Consider the following 21,215-nt stretch of genomic DNA (forward strand, 5'->3'; position numbering starts at 1 on the left):
CTAACACTCTGAATCGCCTGCAAACACATGATAAAAAACTACCTGGTCATCACGATTAGAAATCTTGCGCGCAACAGGATTTTTATGCTCATCAATCTCTTCGGGCTGGGCATAGCCATAGGCTGCTGCATTGTTGCTTACCTCAATTGGAATTTTGCAGCATCATTTGACAAGATCCATATACGTGGTGATGTGGTCTACCGGGTACAGGCCAATCACGTAACTTCCGATGGAAGCGACCGCTACGCAGTCGTACCTGCGGCCCTGGGAGAAATAGTGCGCAACAACTTTAACGACGTCCAGGGAGTTGTTCGCTACGCTGCCTCTACGGCCGACTTCAGAATAAGCGACGACGTATTCAATACTTCTGTCGCATTCGCGGATACTCCATTCTTTGAATTCTTTTCATTCCGCATTATTGATGGCAGTTCAGCATCGTTCAAAACGAAAAGCACCATCATCATCAGTGAATCGCTGGCGCGAAAGTACTTCGACGATGTGCTGGTCTCGGGCCGGCAGATCACGCAGCTTATCGACGGCATGCCAAAAGAGTTTACCATCGGCGGCGTGTTTGAAGATCAGCCGCTAAACTCAAGCTTTGGTTTTGACGCGATCATGCCATGGCAAAACTACGAAGACCTACCTGGCATCGCTGAGAATATCGATCAAAGTTGGAGCGCAATGACGACACTGTTCCTCCTGATTGAACGCAACGAAGATGTCGCACAAATAACAACGCAACTACAGCGCTACCTGAAACTTCAGAACGAGGCCCGTGATGATTTTAGACTCAGCAGCTTTTACCTCCAGCCTTTCAGCTCACTCGCCGCCAGCTTTCATGGTGATACTTGGTTACAAGGTGAACAACTTCGCTGGGGAATTCCGCCATCGTCGACAATCGGACCTGCTGTTATGGGGGCATTTCTCCTGCTACTCGCCTGCTTTAACTTCACCAACACGTCGCTTGCCGTTTCAGTGAAACGATTAAAAGAGATTGGTGTCCGAAAAGCAATTGGCGGTCAACGATCACAGTTGATTACCCAGTTCATGAACGAGAGCGTGTTGCTTTGCCTGCTGGCGTGCGTAATCGGGTATGTCATTGCACTCATTCTTACGCCGGCGTATAATTCGTTGTGGCCTGGCATTAAACTGTCAATGCGCGAGTCCTCGGATATGTTGTTTTTTGGATTCTTCGTTGCACTGCTGCTAATAACATCGGTGATTGCTGGTGCCTACCCGGCGCTTTATGTCACTTCGTTTCGCCCCGGTACAATTTTAAAAGGTAATGCAATGCTGAAAGGAACGAACTGGCTATCAAGGGTCCTCCTCACGCTGCAGTTTGCTATTGCCTTGCTTTGTCTTGCATCCGCGGCTGCGTTCCTGAGCAACGCATCCTTTCAACGCGACTTTGATATTGGATATCTGAAAGACGGAAACATTGTAGTTCCTGTAGCTGACCGCAACCAATATGAACAACTTAAAAATTCACTTTCAGGCAACAAAGACATTGATGCCATAGCAGGATCGCATACACATGTGTCTGATCGCTTCGACAGAGGCACCGTAAAATACATGACGGATGAGCATCAGGTTGAAATCGTGGAAGCGGGCACTGGTTACCTTGATGCTATGGGCATACGGCTGATCGAAGGGCGGGACTTTCACATCAATGCTTCTTCGAATGAAATGGCGTCTGTGCTTGTGTCAGAGGAATTCGTAAAACAATTCGGATGGAGCAAAGATGTCATAGGAAAGATCATAACATGGCACGACAGCATTCAGTTAAACGTCGTTGGTGTACTGAAAAACATTCATACCGAGGGCTACTGGAAACCCGTAGCTCCGGTGATGATTCGCTATGCAAGTGAGGATCAGTATCGCCAGCTGGTGGTCCGTACAACTCCGGATAAAGTTGCGCGGGTAAACGATGCCATGAGAGAGGCCTGGAAAAACGTATCAACAAATTCAGTCTATCCGGGAAAATTCACCGATGGAAACATTGCAACTGCGCTTATGATCAACAACAACACTGTTCGCATTTTCGGCTTCCTTGGGATTGTTGCGTTGATCTTATCAACAACTGGCCTATACGCAATACTCTCGCTCAACATCGCAAGACGTAAAAAGGAAATCGGTATCAGAAAGGTGATGGGGGCGCGGGCTTTTTACATTGCCAGACTTATCAATACTGAGTTCATATTCATTTTGCTGATTGCCTCACTACTGGGCGGATCGTGCGGCTATCTTGCCTCTGATAAAGTAATGAACATCATATGGGAATATTATCAACCATCAGGCATCGGCACCGTTGCCATGGCCGTTGGTGTGATGTTCGCAACGGCACTGCTTGCTATAAGTCGCATCACGCTGGAAGCTGCCAGATCAAATCCTATACATGCGCTGCGTGATGAATAGCACCGCCTTTTTGATAGATTAGGTTAAACGTTATTATCTCATCATTGAAGTTTTCTAAAACTTCTCCCAAATTGCGCCAAAGCATGACACGATGAGAATTGGCGTAGACCTTGGAGGTACAAATGTAAGGGCAAGCCTGGTAGATGACAACGGAAACATTTACGAGCATCGCAAGGAGCGATTTAACAACAATGCTTCTCTGGATGACACTCTATCGCAGCTAATCTCATTCATCAGACCATTGATGAATTCCACAGTGCGGGGCATTGGTATAGGAGTGCCTTCGGTTGTCGAACCTGTAAGAGGCATTGTGTACAACGTAACAAACATTCCTTCATGGACGATCGTACCTTTGGCCGCAAAACTTCAACAAGCATTTGATACGCAGGTGGCCGTGAACAATGACGTCAATTGCTTTGCTCTTGGCGAGTATCATTACGGTGTGCTTTCCGGATATAGCCATGCCGTTGGAATGTCCTGCGGAACAGGATTGGGTACCGGAGTCATTGCAAATGGCAAACTGCTAACAGGTGCACGCTGTGGAGCAGGAGAAGTCGGGCTTATGCACTATCTCGACAAGAACATTGAGTACTATGCCAGTGGCAACTTGTTTCGCGTCCAGTTTGGCGTAAGTGCCGAAGAAGCTAACCGGCGAGCATCCGAAGGTGATCCACAAATGTTAGAGGCGTGGGCTGTCTTCGGCAGGCACATGGCCGAAGCCATCAAGACTGTAATGTATGCCTACGATCCTGAAGCTATTTCCATCGGAGGATCTTTGGCAAAAGCATTCAGCCTCTTCGAAAGGCCAATGCATGAAGCGCTGCTTACCCGATTCGAGTTTCCTGAATCCATTCGACAGGTACGCATCATGCAATCCACCAACGAAAATATTTCGGTGATCGGTGCAGCGTCGCTGATTCCGTAACTATTTCGCATCCAGCCACACTTCCGCTTCAGACTGGGCCTTGAAGGTTCTCTTTGGAAATTGCGTTGTCTTGGCAACAGCGTCAAGCTGCATTTCCGCCACATCATCTTTTATGATCTCGGCTACCTTACTCACGCCGGCCTTCAGCAGTATGCTCTGCGCCTCCTCATGCAGTGATCTGACTGTAGCGGGGTGCGTCTTCATTTCAGATGCATCCGTTAGCAGTGTAAATCCCTTCTTTAGCTGTGATACGGCTTTCGTCCAGTCTTTAATGTAATCCGGAACCACGTCAGGTCCTCTCCAGAAACCAATAATCTTGAGATAGGCACGATTCTTAGCTGGCGAAACAGCAATCGTGTACTGTTTCGTCCTGTTAATGTCAATGAGGGTCATAACAGAGGGATGTCTTTACCTGCAAATTTAGAAAATCAAATTACTGCACCTAAGCAATATCCCGACGACGCCTACCGCTTAACGACTTTACATCCTGCTTTTCGCGTTCCCGACAGTCGCAGGAAATAGTAACCGGGAGCAAGCTGCTCCACGTCGAGCACGAGCTTTGAGTTTTGAGTTTGCCCGACAGTACGGTTCAAAACGGACTGTCCGGCAATGTTAAACATCTGGACTGTACCTCCCGTCAATGTGGGATCGTTGATGTCGATGGTCAATTCACGCTCGAACGTGTTGGGATAGCAGGACAGCACTTGTTCTTCATTCGGCTGTTCCGGAATGTCGGTAACAACTTCGTCGCCAATCTCACGTTCTCCGGTCGCATAAAAGACGGGCCATTTGGTCGATCCATACAATCCTACCACTTGTCCGTTACCTGATATTTTATCAGCGTTCAACGAAACATAGCCTGTACTGTAGTCATTGGTGGTCTCGCTCCATCCCGTAAATGCCAGCCTGTCATCTGTCTTGTTGAATGACGGCCAACCCAGGGAGTTGTTCTCAACAATCACATCGACTTCGTTCGTTTCGATATTGCACCCTACGATCGCATAGCTGTCATCGGTCTCATCAACATAATCGAAAGCCAGAATCATCGGTGAGTTCTTTGCAAACGACGGGTTGCCGATGCTTACTCCGTCGGGCAGGCTGGCAAACAACTTCTCGATCGTTCCGTCGGCAAAGTCACCGGCATCATTGTCCCACACATGAATAAAATTCACGTCCCAGTATTCGATATCGTCTCCCGTCTCGTTGTCGATCCGGTTAAAGCAGTCATAGACGAGAAACTGACCACTGTAATCGAACTCAAGAGCGTCAGCATAAACCGGCCCCGCGCTTACAACGCCGTCACTATACGTCGGATTGTACAGTTGAAATTGTGACCATTCCTGCTGACCAAAATCGTAGACATAGATGATTGCATCCTGGTCGGTGCTCACCGCAGCAAGCTTGGATCCTCCTTTTGAAACAACAACGTTGGACCACATCGGAGTGTCTTCAATAACCGTCTCGATGGCATCCGATCCTGGCAGGGTCTTGATAGCATGGATCGTATTATCTGATGCTACAAACACAGCCACATCTCCCTGGTCCGTAACGCTGGGTCTGCTGATAAAATCAGTAGTTGTCAAGTCTTCGATTGAGCCACTAGCGGCAACCGGCGTACGATATAATGTATTTGGATCGGTTTGTGCCGTGTTATAGATCAACAGGAATTCAGTACCGGGATTGATGGGCAGGGACTCTTCATAGTTGCCACCCTGTCCATTCGTAATACCGACCTCATCGAAGGCAACTCCGGCCTGAACAACTTCAGGTGAACCAGCACCATACAGATCGGTCGCAGCTTGAATCACAGCAAGACGCAGATCGATGAACTGTGACGATTTTGTCAGGTAATCGTCAAGTGCCTTGTAATAGACAGTTGCCGCCTTTGTCCTCGTAATCGCAGTCGCATATTTATAAAACGCATGGTTTGCTATACCACTATTGATATGCACGCCTCCATTGTCGCTTGTACCCTGATACTGCTCGCTCACGTGCTTCGGCTGAAAGCCTGGCATTCCAAACTGCGTTGCACCATTATGCGGATCGCTCAGCGAACGCATGGCACCACTTGGGTATGCCGCCAGACGCACCACATCCTCTCCAATAAGCCAGTCACCATCCGGATCGATCATTGCACCAAAGATGTCGGCCATTGACTCATTGATTGCACCCGACTCTCCCTGATATTCAAGGTTCGCTGTAGTCTGAACAACTCCGTGTGTCATCTCGTGACCAGCTACGTCTATACCCGCTGACGTAGGTTTCAGGGCAACATCACCATTTCCGTAAAACATGGCCTTGCCATTCCAGAAAGCATTGTCGAGTCCTTCTCCATCCTCATCAGGGACATTCACAATTGAAATGATCGTTCCTCCTGCCCCATCAATTGACTGACGCCCATGCTTGGTCAGATAATATTCATATGCAAGACCTGCATTGTAGTGGGCCGATAATGCTTTGACAGCTGTAGATGTTGTCCATTGGTTATTGGCCGATGCCACGCGGCGGATAGTCTGGTTGTCGCCGAAAGTGTTATTCATATCGACAGTGATGATGCCACCAACCGGATCGTCAGGAAGCGTTGATTGAGCGGCCTTGTACATCGATCTTGAAACATCAAGCATGATGTAGCCCGTTCCGAACTGGTAAGTTTGTACAGTTCGAGTTACACCGTTAAGATCGGCACCTGTTGCAGTGCGTGGTCCATCGGCCGAACAAATATTTTCATACTTATGCAGTACCGCACCCGTTGTAGCGTCTACAAAATACTCCCAACGCTGACTAACGGTTGGGCACACCGTTACATGATATGCCAGTACGTCGCTCGTGACAATCCCTGTCTCCTGGTAAATGCACAGCTCAGCCTGAGGATCTTCAAACATCACAAGTTGCTTTTCAAACTCACTCAACGTCCTTAAGCCCTTTCCTTTACCAAGGTGTGTATTCGCCCGTTGAATTGCTTCCGCCTTGGAAAGAGCAGGCGATACCTCCAGATCTTCGCGAATAATTCTATACTGCCCATTGAACGTATCCTCTTCACGGCCAAGATGCACCATCACTTCTGATCCATATACGGGAACGCCGCGATACAACTGTTCCATGCGCACGTGAGTACGATTGGCGGCATCTATATGAAGCGAACGAATAGAAAACTCCTCCTGTGGATTTTTCACTTTTAATGTTTCTTTCAGCTCCTCCAGGAATGAATATGAGGCAACCCTGGCATCACTCTGCTGACCAGAGCGGGCAGTGACCGCTTTGCGGCCAGATTGAATGAAGGATGGCAGGCCCGTACCAGTGGCGTACCGGATTGTCATACCCGACCTTTGAAGGTTTGGCGACGCCCAGTTGGGTTGCTGAGAAAGATACCTTTGTGTGAGTTGGGAGCGACCAGCTGACGACGCTGACGGAGGCGTAATTTTCTTCGCTTTTAACGGCGAAGGGTTTACGTGCGTTTGTTTATGTTTTTTTGAGTCAAAGGTCTGTTGGGCAAACAGCGACTGATTCAGCGCAAAAGCCATACAGGCTGCCACTGTCGCCTTGAGGTAACTGTTCATAGAGGGATTTTATTAAGTACCTACTTACGGAGTTCTTTGTGAAAGGTTAACCTATTTAAAGATGCTTGTATCTTTTGATAAAGTTTTTGCGCCTCAGCAGGTGTTTCCTGAGCAGTACCGCCCCAGACGAGTTTGGTCTCCTTTTGCCCTTCTACCAATGTAATGGCCTTGTACATGTTGCCCGGATTATTTAACGTGTGTTCCCTGACCAGCACGCGCGTTTTCCTGAAGTATTTTTTTGTTTTGCCCTTGCGAAGGTGTGCAAACTCGCTGAACTGAGGTTCGGCCATGCCAGAACCTTTGGCTACCTCGCCTCCACTGGAAATACGAAATACGGTGGTGTTGCCCGTAACACCTCCACCCTCTGTTAATAAAATAAAGTGTTGACCAAGTGCATCTTTCACGCCTATCAGACTGGCCACAGTGAGCGCCAGGACCAATATTCCACTTGTTTTGGAAGAGAGGGACAACATATTTTGATTTTATAGGTCCGTTTAACGTGTATTCGGGCGATACGGTCGGAATATTGCCCACTTTTTTTTCTGCGCTTAGGGCCAACGTTACAAGGCGTATTTCTTTTTCAACTGCAGCGTTGAGTCGTGTGTCGTGCTAAAGATCCTTTGAAAGCTGTCTCAAGCCATCAAGATTTCGCTTCAGCACAACCTCAACATCCTCAGTCTCTATGTGTCCAAGAATTCCTATTGGCCCCTTATAGCCCCCCTTTATAAGCACCTGGAGCATCCCCCTCTCCTCGTCACCACTTCCCACCGGTAGAATCTGAGGCCCCGAACGTCTCATCCCATCGATATTGACTGCAAGCAAGTAAGGTTTCATAGCCGCAAACAAGGACGGAAATTCATCAATCTGTGCATGAGCATGATGGAAGTTGTAAACTAGGCCTACTGCCGGATCCGATACTGCTTTAATGATTTTTAACTGATTAGCCGGATGACCAAACCAGTCACCGTGATTGTAAAGTCCTATCCTGCTTGCAAAAGCTCCCGTCCGTTCGCGTAGGTATTTTACCATGGCCTCTCCGGCAGCGATCCGACTGGCCTCATCAAGTCCTTCAAAATAATTGTGATTGAAACCCACCCATAACTCAGTTCTTAAACCAGACGCCTTGAGGATGGCCAGCATCCTCTCATTGTCTTCACTAAGCTTCCCCGGCTGATCGGCGTTCTTGTCGATCCATAGCCAAACAGCAGACATCGCTATGCCATTCTTCTTTGCGATATCAATTTCAGAAGCAAAAGTATCCAGATGCTGTTGCCGCCAGTCATAAGCGTATTGGGAAAAGCCCAGTCGTTTCAGCATCTGGATTCTCTCTTCTGGTGTTCGATTCTTACTATCAAACGGGACGATGCACCATGCAACCAGGTTGCGTTTATCGAACAACTGACGTGCAGTTTTCGTTTGTGCATTCAAACTGTTACTAACAAGAGACATAACAACCAGCAATGCCAGAACACCAGTACTGTACTGTTTCATAAGAAGTGCGTAGATTTCAACGGAATGTAGTAATATTTAATCCCATCAGGGAACCATTCACAAAATCAAATGACTCATGTTTAGAAATTCCACTACGGACGAACGACAGGACCGTCGTCAGTTCCTGGCAGCAATCACCTCTTCGATTGGCATGATGGCAATTCCGACAATGTCTTCGGCATTCAATTCAAACAGTGGCCCACACGTTGTGGCTGCAATAACTGTGCAGCAGGTAATTGACCTCATCCTGAAGGAGATTCCCGGAGCACCCTTCCAGCAAACCGTGGACACCTTGAAATCCGGGAACGGGCAGCAGGTCGTAACCGGAATCGTTACTACCATGTTCTCCACCATCGATGTAATACAGAAGGCTGCGTCGCTGGGAGCGAATTTTATCATTGCCCATGAGCCAACGTTCTACGGGCACACCGACGAAACACAATGGATTGAATCAGATTCTGTGTACAAATTCAAAAGAGACTTACTGGACAAGCACAAAATTGCCGTATGGCGTTTTCACGACTATTGGCATACATATCGTCCGGATGGTGTTTTAATGGGCGTATTGAAAAAGCTGGGATGGGAAAAAATGTACAACAGTGCCAACCCTCCTATCGTTGATCATACTGGGATAACACTCGGCGCATTAATTACTCATTGCAAAAAAAGCCTTGGAATTCGTCAGGTGCGATTCATTGGTGATGCCTCACAGTCATGTAAGCGAATTGCATTGATACCAGGTGCAGCTGGTGGGCGTGCTCAAATGCAGCTTCTGATGAAAGAAAGACCTGACGTCCTGATCGTTGGCGAGGTTCACGAATGGGAGACGGCTGAATATATTCGCGACGCACAAGCTTCAGGCCTCAAAATGTCTCTCATTGTTTTGGGGCATGCCGAAAGCGAAGAGCCTGGAATGGAATGGCTCGAGTCGTGGCTGTCGCCCAGGATAAAAGAAATAAAGGTTACCCACGTCGCTTCGGGAAATCCGTTTCGCGAGGGTTAAATCATTTCCAATTTTTCGACCTGACGGGCATTTATTAAATCTAACTTCCTAACTTCGAATATTCACCAAACACCTTTCATTATGGGATTATGGGACAAGATCAAGCATGAACTGATCGACATCATCGAATGGACAGACGACAACAGCAATGACACGATGGTTTGGCGGTTTCCAAGATTTCAAAACGAGATCAAGAATGGCGCTCAACTCACGGTGCGCGAGAGTCAGGTTGCTGTTTTTGTCAGTGAAGGAAAGATCGCTGATGTGTATCAGCCCGGACGTCATGAGCTGACGACAGCAAACATGCCTGTGCTCACTACCATAAGAGGATGGAAATATGGATTTAACAGTCCCTTTAAAGTGGAAGTATACTTCGTTAACACGAAGAATTTCACGGATCAAAAGTGGGGCACCAAGAATCCGATCATGCTTCGTGATGCTGAATTCGGTCCCATCCGACTTCGTGCATTTGGAACGTATGCATTACGCGTATCTGACGCTGCGTTGTTCATCAAAGAGATCGCAGGCACACAGGCCCACTTCACAACAGAAGAGGTCACAGAACAATTGCGTAATCTGATTGTAACGCGTTTCAGTGATGCCGTAGCCGAAAGTAAAATCCCAGTGCTGGATCTCGCGGCAAATTATGATGAACTTTCGAAGTTCATCAGCTCGAAGATTGATCCTGAATTCGGTGAATATGGATTAAAGATCACCAAGTTCCTTGTTGAGAATGTATCGTTGCCCCAGGAAGTAGAACAGGCGCTTGATAAACGAAGCAGCATGGGCATACTCGGCAACCTCAATCAATACGCACAATTTCAGGCAGCTAATGCCATGGAAGCTGCAGCTAAGAATCCGGGAGGCGGCGCCAGCGATGGCATGGGCCTGGGGATGGGGTTCGCAATGGCCCAGCAAATGGGACAAATGTTTAATCAGCAAGGCAACGCGTCTGCACAAGGTGGTCCTCCGCCGCTGCCAGCATCTGGCGTACAATATTTTGTCGCGGTGAATGGCCAGCAACAGGGGCCCTACACGCAGAATAACTTGCAACAAATGGTTCAGCAGGGTACACTAACTCGCGACACACTGGTTTGGAAAAATGGCCTGGCGTCATGGATTAAAGCAGGCGAAGCCAGTGACCTGAGCAGTTTGTTTGGTGCGGTACCTCCCCCACTGCCTTAATAAGCATTTCTGCCAGTAGCCTATGAGTGATTTTTCGGAACCAACGCGTTCCATAAGCAGCGAGCTTGCCTGTACTGGATGTGGTGCATTATTGAAGTTCAAGCCCGGAACACATCACCTGGTTTGTGAATATTGCGGAGCCAGTAATGAGATAGCAAAACCTGAGGCAACGGGTACTCTTCAGGAGTTGAGTCTCGACGACTTTCTTGAAAAGAACTTTCAGAAGACTGAAACCGTCGAAGTCGCTGTTGTGAAGTGTGAGAACTGCGGAGCAACCACCACACTCAATGAACGTGTAAGCTCAGACAAATGTCCGTTTTGTGCGTCCAGCCTCGTCATCAGGAGCGGTACCACTGCGTCGCTTCACAAGCCGCAATATGTGCTGCCATTTGGAATCGACGATAAGAAAGCTACGGGCAATTTTAAGCGCTGGCTGAAAGGACTCTGGTTTGCTCCCAGCGATCTCAAACACTATCCAGATTCCGCGAATCGACTCGCGGGCATGTATCTGCCATTCTGGACATTTGACTGCAATACCAATTCATCCTACACTGGCCAAAGGGGAGAAAACTACACCGTCACTGAATCCTATACTGCCGTTGAGAATGGACGCAACGTGAACCGTACACGCCAGGTTGTGAAAACTAGGTGGTATCCGGCGTCAGGAAGGGTTAACAACACATTCGACGACGTGCTTATTGAAGCAACAACCTCTCTTCGAAAGGACAAGCTTCGTGCGCTCGAGCCCTGGGACCTGAAAAATCTGGTAAACTATCACGACGGATATCTGAGTGGCTTCAGAACAGAAACATATTCCGTCGATGTGAAGGGAGGATATCAGGAAGCTAAACATGTAATGGAACCTGCTATTCACAGTACCATTCGCGCGGATATCGGCGGAGATCAGCAAATGATTCAATACGTCAATACGACCTACCACAACCCGACATTCAAACATATCCTTCTACCGGTCTGGCTAAGCGCATATCGTTACAACAATAAAGTGTATCAGTTCCTCGTAAACGCGCGCACAGGTGAGGTTCAGGGCGAAAGACCGTACAGCGCAATTAAAATCACTCTTGCCGTGATTGCTGCACTTGTCGCGATTGGCATCATTGTCTTGTTGGGCAACAAGTGACAAATTACTATTTATCTCCGATGACCTATACTCATATGCCTTTTTATGGCATAAAGACACGTCAAGCAAGTCGGGTCGGAAATAACTATATTTAACTATTAATCCTGTTCGTCACTAACCCGGAACACACAACACAGTGAACTAAGTAACGTTATATTTCCATGAAGACAATTCGAATCATCATCATTGCGCTACTATTGGGATCAGGGTTCATTGCCCGCTCGCAATCACCTTCGCATATTGAAGATCTGGGCTGGCTGGTAGGCTCGTGGAAACGGTTGAACAACAAACCGGGCCAGAAAGGAAATGAGCGATGGATCATCGATCCCGATATCGGCCTCCGCGGCTACGGCGTAACCACCAAAGGTTCGGACACACTTTTTATTGAGAAGATGCGAATCGTTCCCGGCGATAACAGCTCGCTGTATTTTGTGGCCGACGTCATCGAAAATCCGATGCCTGTTTACTTTCGGATTACTTCTATTCAGCAGAATGACTTCACCTGTGAAAATCCTGATCATGACTTCCCGAAACGAATCACGTATAGGCGCAAATTAAAAACGCTTCAGGTGACAATCTCAGGGAACGGCAAGACAATTGACTACGAGTTTGAGAAAGTAGACTGAAACCGATGGTATTGGTTACATACTGATGTCAGTGATTTGCATGGTGTTCACGATGAACAGCTACTCTCGCTGGCCTCTGGATAAAAATGTACTTTCAGGAAGATCATTATCTCAAGTGTACTATAGACATGTAACAGCCTATGTCCGAAGTCCTACGCGTTCGCAATCTGCTCATGAGATCACTCCCTGTCATTTTTTTCCTGCTCAGCGGAATTGCCTTAACTCATGCTCAAGTTGAGCCCATCAGTTTACATCCTGACAATCCCCATTACTTCAAATATCATAACAACCCGCTCATACTCATCTCCAGTGGAGAACATTATGGCTCAGTACTGAATCTTGATTTCAATTTTACAAAGTATCTCAATGAGTTGTCAGCACGCAAACTCAATCTGACCCGCACGTTTACAGGAGCATACATTGAACCGATTGGTGCCTTCAACATCGAGAATAACATGCTTGCACCTGCCTCGGGTCGATACATTTCTCCGTGGAAGCGTTCCTCAGTGCCGGGATTTCAGGGAGGCGGAAACAAATTTGATTTAACAGCGTGGGATGAAGCGTACTTCGATCGGCTCAAGAGATTTGTACGGGAAGCGGAGCAACGGAACATCATTGTCGAGCTAACATTGTTCTGCCCATTCTATGAAATGAAACAATGGGTGCTCAGTCCAATGCATCCGTCAAATAATGTAAACAACGTGCCGTTCGTCGGAAAGGATAGTGTTTACACGATGGATCACAGCGGGCCTCTATTGCAAATTCAGGAACAGCTTGTCGCGAAGCTTGTATCTGAACTGAACGGGTTCAGCAATATTATTTTCGAGATTTGTAATGAGCCCTACTTCGGTGGAGTAACTATAGAGTGGCAGCATCACATTGCAACTCTCATTGGAGAAACTGAGAAAGGCCTGCCATGGAAACATCTGATATCTCAAAACATCGCCAACGATTCTGCCCTCATCTCCAACCCTCATCCCGGCGTTTCTGTATTTAACTTTCACTATGCGACTCCCCCAACAGCCGTCAAACAGAACTACCATTTAAACAAAGTGATTGGTGATAATGAAACAGGATTCAGAGGACAAGCAGACAGCACTTATCGAAAAGAAGGTTGGGAAATCATTCTCGCTGGTGGAGCGCTGTATAACAACCTTGATTATTCCTTTGCCCCTGGATACGAAGACGGAACCTTAAAATATCACACGCAACAGCCAGGTGGCGGCAGCACTGCCTTGCGAAATCAACTAACGCAGCTCAAGCAATTTATAGAACACTTCAACTACCTGTTGATGTCGCCGGATAAGGACTTTCGAATTACCGCGGAGCAGAAACCACGTATACATATGCTTTCTGAACCAGGCAGGCAATATGCCGCATACATTGTGCGCGGCGGACGCGCAACGGTCGCGATACCTCTTCCCGCCGGCAGATATGAGGTTCGCTGGATCGATCCTGCAACGGGCAAAATCGTCGCAGAAAAAAACATAACCCAGAATGGCAAGAAGCAAAGCAAGTCGTACTTTTCACTTCAGTCTCCGGCTTACGCGTTCGATATTGCTTTGAGTATCGCCCGGAAACAGTAATTCATCACATTAACGCGTCCAACCACGAATGTCCTCACGCTCATTCGATGTAGTCATTATCGGGGCAGGCCCGGCCGGGACTGCTGCAGCAATTGCATTGAGGGCAAGCTCATTATCGGTGGCGCTGATTGACAAAGCAACATTCCCAAGAGATAAGATCTGCGGTGATGCGCTTAGTGTTGATGTGGTTCGCCAACTGAAAAAACTATCACCTTCGTTAGCGACTTCATTGGAAAACTTGCCGCACAAAACAATTTCCGGTGGCGTGCGCATCGTCGCTCCGGACGGCGAGGCCGTAGACATCCCATTTATCACTGAACATCATTCCGAAAAAGGATACGTTTGCCGACGCAAAGACTTCGACATGTTAATGATCTCAGAGGCCCGGAGATGCAGCAACGTTTCAATCTTTGAATCCTGTGAGGTGAACAACGTGCTTGTCGATGAAAACCAGGTACGCGTCGAAACCACGCTTGGCCCATTCACTGCTAAAATGATCATCGCCGCGGATGGAGCACATTCTGTGGTTAAAAGAAAACTCACGACTTCAAAGATCAATCCAAGCTACCATAGCGCGGGTCTTCGATCTTATCATCGCAGGGTCAACGGCTTCAACAAAGGTAACTTCATTGAACTGTATTTCCTCCGCGACATTCTGCCAGGATATTTGTGGATATTCCCTCTGCCAGGCGATCACGCAAATGTCGGAATCGGAATGCTGACATCGGCTGTTTCTTCCAGCAAGGTGAATCTTGGCAAAACTTTCCGGCAACTACTGCAATCACATCCGGCGTTGTCCAAAAGATTTGAGCATGCCGAAGCAATTGAAGCTCCGTTGGGCCACGGTTTACCTCTCGGAGGGAAAGTGCACACATTGTCCGGACACCGATACATACTCACGGGTGATGCAGCGTCGCTAATCGATCCGTTCTCCGGAGAAGGTATCGGGAACGCTATACGCAGCGGACGTTTTGCAGCCCGTCAGGCAGTTGAATGTTTCAGCAAAAGCGATTTTAGTGCTAAGGCTATGAGTCGCTACGACTCGATAATGTATAAAATGCTGCTGAATGAATTCAAAGTTAGCCGGAGCATGCTCAGTCTGTCGCGATACCCGTGGATATTGAACATGATTGTGAGGAAAGCCAATAAGAATGAAAGTCTCAGAAAAACATTAATAAATGCACTTGCCTTTCCCGAGAAAAAGGGGTGGCTCGTAAATCCAATGTTTTATTTCAACCTGATTTTCCGTTCATGAAAGGTCGTGGACACGAAACCAGGACCGCCCAACGCTAGCGATCGCCGCGCTCAATTGCCTTTGTTATGTTTCTCACCACATTGTCGAGCTTCTCACCTGAACACTGCATGTGATCTACGATGTCACGTGCTTCCCTGGGTAATTTGGTTTTCGAAATAAGATTAACGAGACCAAGTACACTGGCAACAGGTGCCCGGAGTTCATGTGCTATTATGAAGGCTGCCTCTTCAGAAGCTTTATTCTTCTTTTCCAGTTCCTGAGTACGCGCCAATACAATCATTTCAAGATTGTCGTTGATACCCTGAATTTCTTCAGCCTGAGACTGGATCTCTTCATTTTGCGCCTGGATTTCCTCAGCTTGCTTTTGGATCTCCATTGTTCGTTCGAGTACCTTCTCTTCCAGAATTCGGTTGTCGCTAATTAGCTTTCGCTCGCGATAACTTATGAACGCGACGCCCGACGCTATTGAGGCGATTACTGCCAGCACAATGAACCAACCTGTCTTCCAGAAGGGTGGATCAATCGTAAAAGCTATGTTAACTTCGGGTGCGTCGGTAAAGTCTTCAGTGTCGCTACTACGAACCTTGAATACGTAATCACCTGGCTGAAGGCTTGAATAGGTGGCCGCACGATCGTGGCTACGGATCCAATCCCGGTCGTAGTTTTCCAGTCTGTATTCAAAATTGAGATTGGCAGGGTTTTGAAACCAAAAACCGATGTATTGAATAACGACACTGTTCTCGTCATGATCGAACTTAAGGTTACCAGCCAGAGAAATCTTGCGATCAAGCACTTTCATTCCAGTAATCAGCGGCCGTGGCGCTGGAGGAAGATTTAACGACAGGTTTGCGTATCGGACAATTCCTTTGTCGGTACCGACGTATACTCTACCCGTTGCATCCGTGGCCAATGCATTTAGATTCGGACGTTTATCCTGAATACCAACTTCATCGCCATAGTATCTGACCTTCTTTCGCCTCGCGTCATATATATCAATGCCCAGGTCATGCATGATAACAAGGTTGCCCAGCTTATCACTCGAAACGCAGTTTATGTTCTTTTCCCGCAGTGGAGTTTCTGTCTTCATCGGCTCGAACGTTCTGCCGTTGAAACTGAACAACCCTTCACCCTGCAGGTTGGCCCAAATTGTGTGGTTCCTGTCTTCGGCAAAGCCGTACACAACCTTAGATGCGAGACCACTTTCGAAATGATGAAATCCCTCCTGGTCAAGCATTCCTACACCTTTCCCGTCCGTCGCGAACCAGACACGATTCTGACTGTCTATAAATACCTGGTAGATATAATCTGAAACAAGTCCTTCCGCACGACCAAAGTTTTGGAAACTTAATCCATCTTCATTCTGCACTATTCGTGTTGCACCACCCAAAGTTGCAAGCCAGATTGTGTCTCCGTTGCCGGTAATGTTGAGGACGTTGCCATTTGATAGTTGCTTCTGAAAGTAGTCTATATGCCCCGTTTCAGGTTCAATTCGCAGAAGACCTTCTCCATAAAGGCCAGCCCACACGTAGCCCTCGTCGTCTGTGTAGAGACTAATCGCAATATATTTCTGAAACCTGCTGTTCAGCAGCGGGCGTTGAATGTTTTGATCACCCGAAGTATCGAGCTTCTGCTTGAACAATCCTTCACCTGTTGAGTACCAAAGGTTGTTATCCTGATCAACGGTCAGTGCTAATACATTTGTGTTCTTGAAAGGATAAAACGAATCCACATAGTCCACCTGATCTCCAAGTGTTCTGATCAGTCCCGACTTGGAGCCTACCCAAATGTTTCCTTCAAAATCTGATATAACCGAGTTCGCAGCGCTAAGGTCAATACTTCCTGCAGAGTGAAATGACTTTTGTTGCCTTGTTGCAGTGTTATATACGACGAGTCCTTTTTGTGCTGACGTAATCCACAATTGATCATCGAGAATTACGAAGTCGGTGAGTGATCCGAATTTCCATCCCTCCTTTACAAGAGGCATTGTTTTACCAGTGGACGGATTGTACGAAACAAGTCCGGCATCCTCGGTGCCAAGCCAGATCATGTTGTTCTTATCGATGAGAATCTTCTTGACGATGTTGTCCGTTAAGCCCTGTCGGTGATCAAGCACACGGATTTGAACCTGACTATCTTTTAACCGGCATATTGCAACGCCTCCGTCTGTACCCGCCCAGATGTTGCCGCGGGGATCTTCCATCAGATCATATACAAACAGGTCGGGCATTCCTTCTTCTTCATCTACACGATAGAGTCGTTTGTTTTTGAAGTAGTATAGTCCGTCGTCCAGCGTCGAAAACCAAAGGTTTCCTTCGCGATCAAAAAGGATATCGGAAATTTCGTGTGTCGATGTTCCCTCCTGAGGGTTGAATTTTACAATCTTGCCATTTTCGAAATAAGCAAGCTTTCCATTCCGGAAGCCGGTCCATATCCTGCCCAATGAATCCTGACCAATAGCCGTAACGTGATTATCGGGCAAACTGTCCTTCTGCTCGTAGTGCGTAATGTTGATTCCATCCAGCCGAAAAAGCCCCTGATTGGTTCCGCACCAAATGAAGCCGGATCGGTCCTGGAAAACAACGTTCACCTGAACCTGTTCACGCTTTAGTAGTCGATAATGTTCAAAGAATGGAACCTGTGAATAGACAGTCGCCGCCGACATCAAAATCAAATACGTGACTATCCATTTTTTCATATCTGATTAATGAAGTGCCATCACTGCGTTAACAGTGACTTCAATCTCAGTGGCAATTTTTTGATTGACGATGCGTGGAATCGAAATGTTATGATCAGAAAGAGGAACTCTGAAAGAGCTTTCGATGCTGAGCGATCCATCCTCGATTGTGATCGTGCTTTTAATTATGCGTGTTTGCTTCTGACCATGAATATCGAGCTCACCCTTTGCACGTACCTCATAAATCCCGTTGATGTCATAGTCGACGGCTTCAATGATTTTTCCTGAAAAAGCCATTCGAGGGAACGACTCGCTTTCAATATATTTTTCATTGAAGTGTTCGCGCTGAAGGTCGCTGTTGAAGCCCTGGAAAGACCTCACGAGCACCGTAAATGCAAATTGATTGTTATGTGTATCGATGATCCCCTGCAGATTACCTGACGCTGCCTGAATAACTTCAAGCTCTGCATTTGACACAAACTTTATCTTGCCACGTTCAGTAGTGAACTTGGTTTGCGCAACTGCATAAATGCTGCAAAAAATGGCCAGGCAGCAACAAAAACCCTTTATCATCACGTTCGGATTAAGAATGGCGGACAGCGCCGCAACTTTTCATACCGCAAGGGTAAAGTTAGCCAATTCCCTACTGGTCTCACGGGCCGTAAAATGCTGTTCGTCGGCGGATTGATACCTCCCAACGGGAGTCAAAAAAGAAAGCCGCCCCGCAATATTGCGAGGCGGCTTTGGCCGGCATTGGTTTACAAACGTTACTGCTTCAGACTCTTCAGGTATGCAATGCTCTGAGGAACCTGCTTGATTACGCGACTGCTCTCATCTTCAATAAAATAATGTTTGATGCCGATCTTCTTTGCTTCGCGAATAATGTTCGGGATATCAATTTCACCAGTTCCCAATGCGACATCGTTCTCCTGCGATGTGCCGCCTGAAAGGTCCTTAGGAGTTCCCTTGCGAAGATCTTTCACGTGCAAAAGCTTCCAGCGATCCTTATATTTTTTTAATAAGGCAACGGGGTCGCCTCCACCAAAATGTGTCCACAGCACGTCCATCTCAAATGATACGTACTCCGGGTTACTCTGCTGAATCATATAGTCAAGCAACGTTCCTTTTTCATAAGGCTGAAACTCGTATCCATGCACGTGATAGCAAAAGGTGATTCCGTTTTCCTTTAACACTTTTCCGGCCGCATTAAAATCTGCGACAGCCTTTTTCGCATTGTCCAGATTGAACTTTGCCTTCTCGTGAGGGATCCATGCCACCATAAGATATTTCGACCCGAGGGCCTTTGCCATGTCTGCAGCTGCCTGAGGATCCTTCACAAGCGACTCATAGCTGGTGCCTGTGCCTGGAATGGAAATACCACGTTCGTCGCAAAGCTTCTTAAATTCAGCAGGCGGCATGTTGCCACCAGAGCCCTCAATCTCGGTAATGCCCATTCCCTTGATTGTGTCAAGCGTCGCAGCCACTCCATTCGGAAAACTCTTCCTGAAAGTGTACGCCTGAACACCAAACGGGAAAGTATAAAGCGGTTTACCCTTTTGCGCAGTCGCTGTATTCTGGCACGCTGCAATCACTGCCAGTGCTATCAAAAATCGAAACATTCGTCTCATTCTTTTATTTGTTTTTTAGTCAGTTCCAGAGTTAAAGATTGTTCTTTTTTAGCTCGTCAACGGCATGGCTAACTGCACGCGCTGTCAATGCCATGTATGTAAGTGTGGGATTTTGCGTACCTGTCGAGGTCATGCATGCACCATCGGTTACTAACACGTTCTTACAGTGATGAAGCTGATTCCAACTGTTCAACAACGACGTCTTTGGATCCCGTCCCATACGAACACCACCCATCTCATGAATATCCGAACCCGGGGGAGATTTTGAATCACTCACCTGAATATCCACAAAGCCGGCTTTCTCAAACATTTCACGTTGCTGCTGCAAATAGTCGGCCACCATTTTGTCGTCGTTGTCGCTCCATTCGCAGGAAATCACAAGTTGCGGAATGCCATACTTGTCTTTTAAATCAGGGTGCAGGCGGACGTGATTTTTTTCCAATGGAACAGTCTCACCCATCATCCAACTGCTGATGTTCCACCTCCCAAGTTTTGGGTTGAGCAGATTTTCGCGCAACTGATCTCCTATCATGGTAGTATCAGACCCGCGTCCTCTTCCTCCGCCGATGCCAATGGCATATCCTCGTAGAAAATCAGACTCTTGCTTCTTTACGTTTCTAAAGCGTGGAATGTAACTGTGACTGGGGTTCCTGCCGTCTGTCATTTTATCCTTAAAACCCTCATAACTGGCGCTGCCTCTTCCACGATAATTGTGCCATGCTATAAATTTACCCAACAAACCACTGTCGTTCCCTAATCCATTGGGAAAGCGGCTTGATTTGGAATTTAGTAAGATCGCATTGCTATTCAGGGCGGACGCATTCACAAAGATGACCTTTGCATAGAAGTCGATGGTATCTTTTGTCTGAGAGTCAACGATGCGTACGCCGACTGCCTTCTTCTTTTTGTCATCATAAATGACAGAATGAACAACCGCGTGTGGACGTACCGTTAGGTTGTTTGTTTTCATTGCCCAGGGAAGCGTGCTGCTGTTACTGCTGAAGTAACCTCCGAACTGGCACCCTCTGTTACACATCGCCTGATTCTGGCATTTATGTCGCCCCTGTTCCTGGTGGATCTTTTGCGGATCCGACAAATGCGCGCATCTCGCATGAATAAGATGGCGATCGTCATAGTTCTTACCCAGACTTTCTTTGAAGTAGGTTTCGATGCAACTCATCTCAAACGGAGGCATGCACTCGCTGTCGGGAAGCTCAGGTAATCCATCGCGGTTGCCGGCAATGCCTGCAAACTTTTCAACATGAGCATACCATGACTCCATGTCTTTATAACGTATAGGCCAGTCGACAGCAAAACCATCTCTCATTGGTCCCTCATAATCAAAGTCGCTCCAGCGCTGAGTTTGCCGGGCCCAAAGCAACGACTTTCCTCCCACGTGGTAGCCACGTACCCAGCGGAATGGTTTTTCTTCAACGAAAGGCTGTTCATCATCCTTAAGTGCCCAGTGCATGGTTTCTTCCCTCATGAACCGCGCGAACTGATGATCTTTCTTCTGTTCGTTCGTAACGGTACCCCTATACTGAAATTGCCATGGTGCTTTACCAGCTGTTGGATAGTCCTTGATGTGCTGCACATCGCGACCGCGCTCCAGCACAAGAGTCTTCAATCCCCGCTCACATAGTTCTTTGGCAGCCCATCCGCCACTTGCCCCAGACCCGATCACTATAGCATCGTAGGTCCTCTTCTCTTCAGATTCGATAAGGTTAGCCAT

General features: G+C 47.4%; 16 protein-coding genes. 8 read left to right on the top strand and 8 right to left on the bottom strand.

All coding sequences use genetic code 11. The features are described 5' to 3' along the window. The first annotated feature begins 27 nt into the window (after nucleotides 1-27). Together WBG78_RS11495 and WBG78_RS11500 are read left to right on the top strand one after the other, a co-directional pair. On the top strand, nucleotides 28-2,415 hold the full coding sequence (locus WBG78_RS11495) for an ABC transporter permease (RefSeq protein WP_337326571.1): 2,388 nt from the start codon (nucleotides 28-30) through the stop codon (nucleotides 2,413-2,415). A 91-nt stretch (nucleotides 2,416-2,506) separates the two neighbouring features. Beyond that, on the top strand, nucleotides 2,507-3,340 hold the full coding sequence (locus tag WBG78_RS11500) for an ROK family protein (RefSeq protein ID WP_337326572.1): 834 nt from the start codon (nucleotides 2,507-2,509) through the stop codon (nucleotides 3,338-3,340). Here WBG78_RS11500 and WBG78_RS11505 read toward each other — a convergent pair whose 3' ends face one another. From WBG78_RS11505 to WBG78_RS11520, 4 genes are all read right to left on the bottom strand, one after another. Continuing rightward, entirely contained in the window at nucleotides 3,341-3,733 is a 393-nt protein-coding gene (locus WBG78_RS11505; protein WP_337326573.1) for a hypothetical protein, read from the bottom strand. Nucleotides 3,734-3,804: 71 nt separating this feature from the next. Then, entirely contained in the window at nucleotides 3,805-6,897 is a 3,093-nt protein-coding gene (locus tag WBG78_RS11510; protein WP_337326574.1) for a M4 family metallopeptidase, read from the bottom strand. 20 nt (nucleotides 6,898-6,917) lie between these two features. Beyond that, nucleotides 6,918-7,370, bottom strand: a complete 453-nt coding sequence (locus tag WBG78_RS11515) for a hypothetical protein (RefSeq protein WP_337326575.1) — start codon at nucleotides 7,368-7,370, stop codon at nucleotides 6,918-6,920. Between the two features lie 136 nt (nucleotides 7,371-7,506). Further along, on the bottom strand, nucleotides 7,507-8,388 hold the full coding sequence (locus tag WBG78_RS11520; RefSeq protein ID WP_337326576.1) for a sugar phosphate isomerase/epimerase family protein: 882 nt from the start codon (nucleotides 8,386-8,388) through the stop codon (nucleotides 7,507-7,509). 76 nt (nucleotides 8,389-8,464) lie between these two features. On the opposite strand from WBG78_RS11520, the gene WBG78_RS11525 reads away from it, so the two are divergent. The 6 genes from WBG78_RS11525 (at nucleotide 8,465) to WBG78_RS11550 (ending at nucleotide 15,181) form a co-directional block, all read left to right on the top strand. Continuing rightward, nucleotides 8,465-9,391 (top strand): Nif3-like dinuclear metal center hexameric protein, encoded by a 927-nt coding sequence (locus WBG78_RS11525; protein WP_337326577.1) that lies wholly within the window; start codon nucleotides 8,465-8,467, stop codon nucleotides 9,389-9,391. An 81-nt stretch (nucleotides 9,392-9,472) separates the two neighbouring features. Next, the gene (locus WBG78_RS11530; RefSeq protein WP_337326578.1) at nucleotides 9,473-10,576 is read left to right on the top strand and encodes an SPFH domain-containing protein; all 1,104 of its coding nucleotides are present in this window, start codon (nucleotides 9,473-9,475) and stop codon (nucleotides 10,574-10,576) included. A gap of 22 nt (nucleotides 10,577-10,598) precedes the next feature. Beyond that, entirely contained in the window at nucleotides 10,599-11,714 is a 1,116-nt protein-coding gene (locus WBG78_RS11535; RefSeq protein ID WP_337326579.1) for a hypothetical protein, read from the top strand. Between the two features lie 161 nt (nucleotides 11,715-11,875). Continuing rightward, entirely contained in the window at nucleotides 11,876-12,340 is a 465-nt protein-coding gene (locus tag WBG78_RS11540) for a DUF6265 family protein (protein WP_337326580.1), read from the top strand. Nucleotides 12,341-12,480: 140 nt separating this feature from the next. Further along, the gene (locus tag WBG78_RS11545) at nucleotides 12,481-13,926 is read left to right on the top strand and encodes a hypothetical protein (RefSeq protein WP_337326581.1); all 1,446 of its coding nucleotides are present in this window, start codon (nucleotides 12,481-12,483) and stop codon (nucleotides 13,924-13,926) included. A 28-nt stretch (nucleotides 13,927-13,954) separates the two neighbouring features. Continuing rightward, a complete protein-coding gene (locus WBG78_RS11550) occupies nucleotides 13,955-15,181 on the top strand; it encodes an NAD(P)/FAD-dependent oxidoreductase (RefSeq protein ID WP_337326582.1) in 1,227 nt (408 codons plus the stop codon). A gap of 34 nt (nucleotides 15,182-15,215) precedes the next feature. Here WBG78_RS11550 and WBG78_RS11555 read toward each other — a convergent pair whose 3' ends face one another. The 4 genes from WBG78_RS11555 to WBG78_RS11570 form a co-directional block, all read right to left on the bottom strand. Next, nucleotides 15,216-17,876 carry a two-component regulator propeller domain-containing protein gene (locus WBG78_RS11555; protein ID WP_337326583.1) on the bottom strand — a complete coding sequence of 887 codons (2,661 nt, stop codon included), beginning with the start codon at nucleotides 17,874-17,876 and terminating at the stop codon, nucleotides 15,216-15,218. Nucleotides 17,877-17,882: 6 nt separating this feature from the next. Beyond that, nucleotides 17,883-18,428 (bottom strand): YceI family protein, encoded by a 546-nt coding sequence (locus tag WBG78_RS11560; RefSeq protein ID WP_337326584.1) that lies wholly within the window; start codon nucleotides 18,426-18,428, stop codon nucleotides 17,883-17,885. A gap of 194 nt (nucleotides 18,429-18,622) precedes the next feature. After that, a complete protein-coding gene (locus WBG78_RS11565; RefSeq protein WP_443092781.1) occupies nucleotides 18,623-19,474 on the bottom strand; it encodes a sugar phosphate isomerase/epimerase family protein in 852 nt (283 codons plus the stop codon). Between the two features lie 40 nt (nucleotides 19,475-19,514). Beyond that, nucleotides 19,515-21,215: a GMC family oxidoreductase gene (locus WBG78_RS11570; RefSeq protein WP_337326586.1), complete on the bottom strand. Its 1,701-nt coding sequence runs from the start codon at nucleotides 21,213-21,215 to the stop codon at nucleotides 19,515-19,517.

The sequence above is a fragment of the Chryseolinea sp. T2 genome (assembly GCF_037203685.1).
In the GTDB taxonomy this organism is placed as follows: domain Bacteria; phylum Bacteroidota; class Bacteroidia; order Cytophagales; family Cyclobacteriaceae; genus Chryseolinea.

Excerpts from the sequence above, each read along its gene's own strand:
- WBG78_RS11560 (WP_337326584.1), bottom strand. The coding sequence starts at position 18,428 with ATGATAAAGGGTTTTTGTTGCTGCCTGGCCATTTTTTGCAGCATTTAT.
- WBG78_RS11565 (WP_443092781.1), bottom strand. The coding sequence starts at position 19,474 with ATGTTTCGATTTTTGATAGCACTGGCAGTGATTGCAGCGTGCCAGAAT.
- WBG78_RS11515 (WP_337326575.1), bottom strand. The coding sequence starts at position 7,370 with ATGTTGTCCCTCTCTTCCAAAACAAGTGGAATATTGGTCCTGGCGCTC.
- WBG78_RS11540 (WP_337326580.1), top strand. The coding sequence starts at position 11,876 with ATGAAGACAATTCGAATCATCATCATTGCGCTACTATTGGGATCAGGG.
- WBG78_RS11520 (WP_337326576.1), bottom strand. The coding sequence starts at position 8,388 with ATGAAACAGTACAGTACTGGTGTTCTGGCATTGCTGGTTGTTATGTCT.
- WBG78_RS11555 (WP_337326583.1), bottom strand. The coding sequence starts at position 17,876 with ATGAAAAAATGGATAGTCACGTATTTGATTTTGATGTCGGCGGCGACT.
- WBG78_RS11495 (WP_337326571.1), top strand. The coding sequence starts at position 28 with ATGATAAAAAACTACCTGGTCATCACGATTAGAAATCTTGCGCGCAAC.
- WBG78_RS11570 (WP_337326586.1), bottom strand. The coding sequence starts at position 21,215 with ATGGCTAACCTTATCGAATCTGAAGAGAAGAGGACCTACGATGCTATA.
- WBG78_RS11525 (WP_337326577.1), top strand. The coding sequence starts at position 8,465 with ATGTTTAGAAATTCCACTACGGACGAACGACAGGACCGTCGTCAGTTC.
- WBG78_RS11510 (WP_337326574.1), bottom strand. The coding sequence starts at position 6,897 with ATGAACAGTTACCTCAAGGCGACAGTGGCAGCCTGTATGGCTTTTGCG.
- WBG78_RS11545 (WP_337326581.1), top strand. The coding sequence starts at position 12,481 with ATGTCCGAAGTCCTACGCGTTCGCAATCTGCTCATGAGATCACTCCCT.
- WBG78_RS11505 (WP_337326573.1), bottom strand. The coding sequence starts at position 3,733 with ATGACCCTCATTGACATTAACAGGACGAAACAGTACACGATTGCTGTT.
- WBG78_RS11535 (WP_337326579.1), top strand. The coding sequence starts at position 10,599 with ATGAGTGATTTTTCGGAACCAACGCGTTCCATAAGCAGCGAGCTTGCC.
- WBG78_RS11500 (WP_337326572.1), top strand. The coding sequence starts at position 2,507 with ATGAGAATTGGCGTAGACCTTGGAGGTACAAATGTAAGGGCAAGCCTG.
- WBG78_RS11530 (WP_337326578.1), top strand. The coding sequence starts at position 9,473 with ATGGGATTATGGGACAAGATCAAGCATGAACTGATCGACATCATCGAA.
- WBG78_RS11550 (WP_337326582.1), top strand. The coding sequence starts at position 13,955 with ATGTCCTCACGCTCATTCGATGTAGTCATTATCGGGGCAGGCCCGGCC.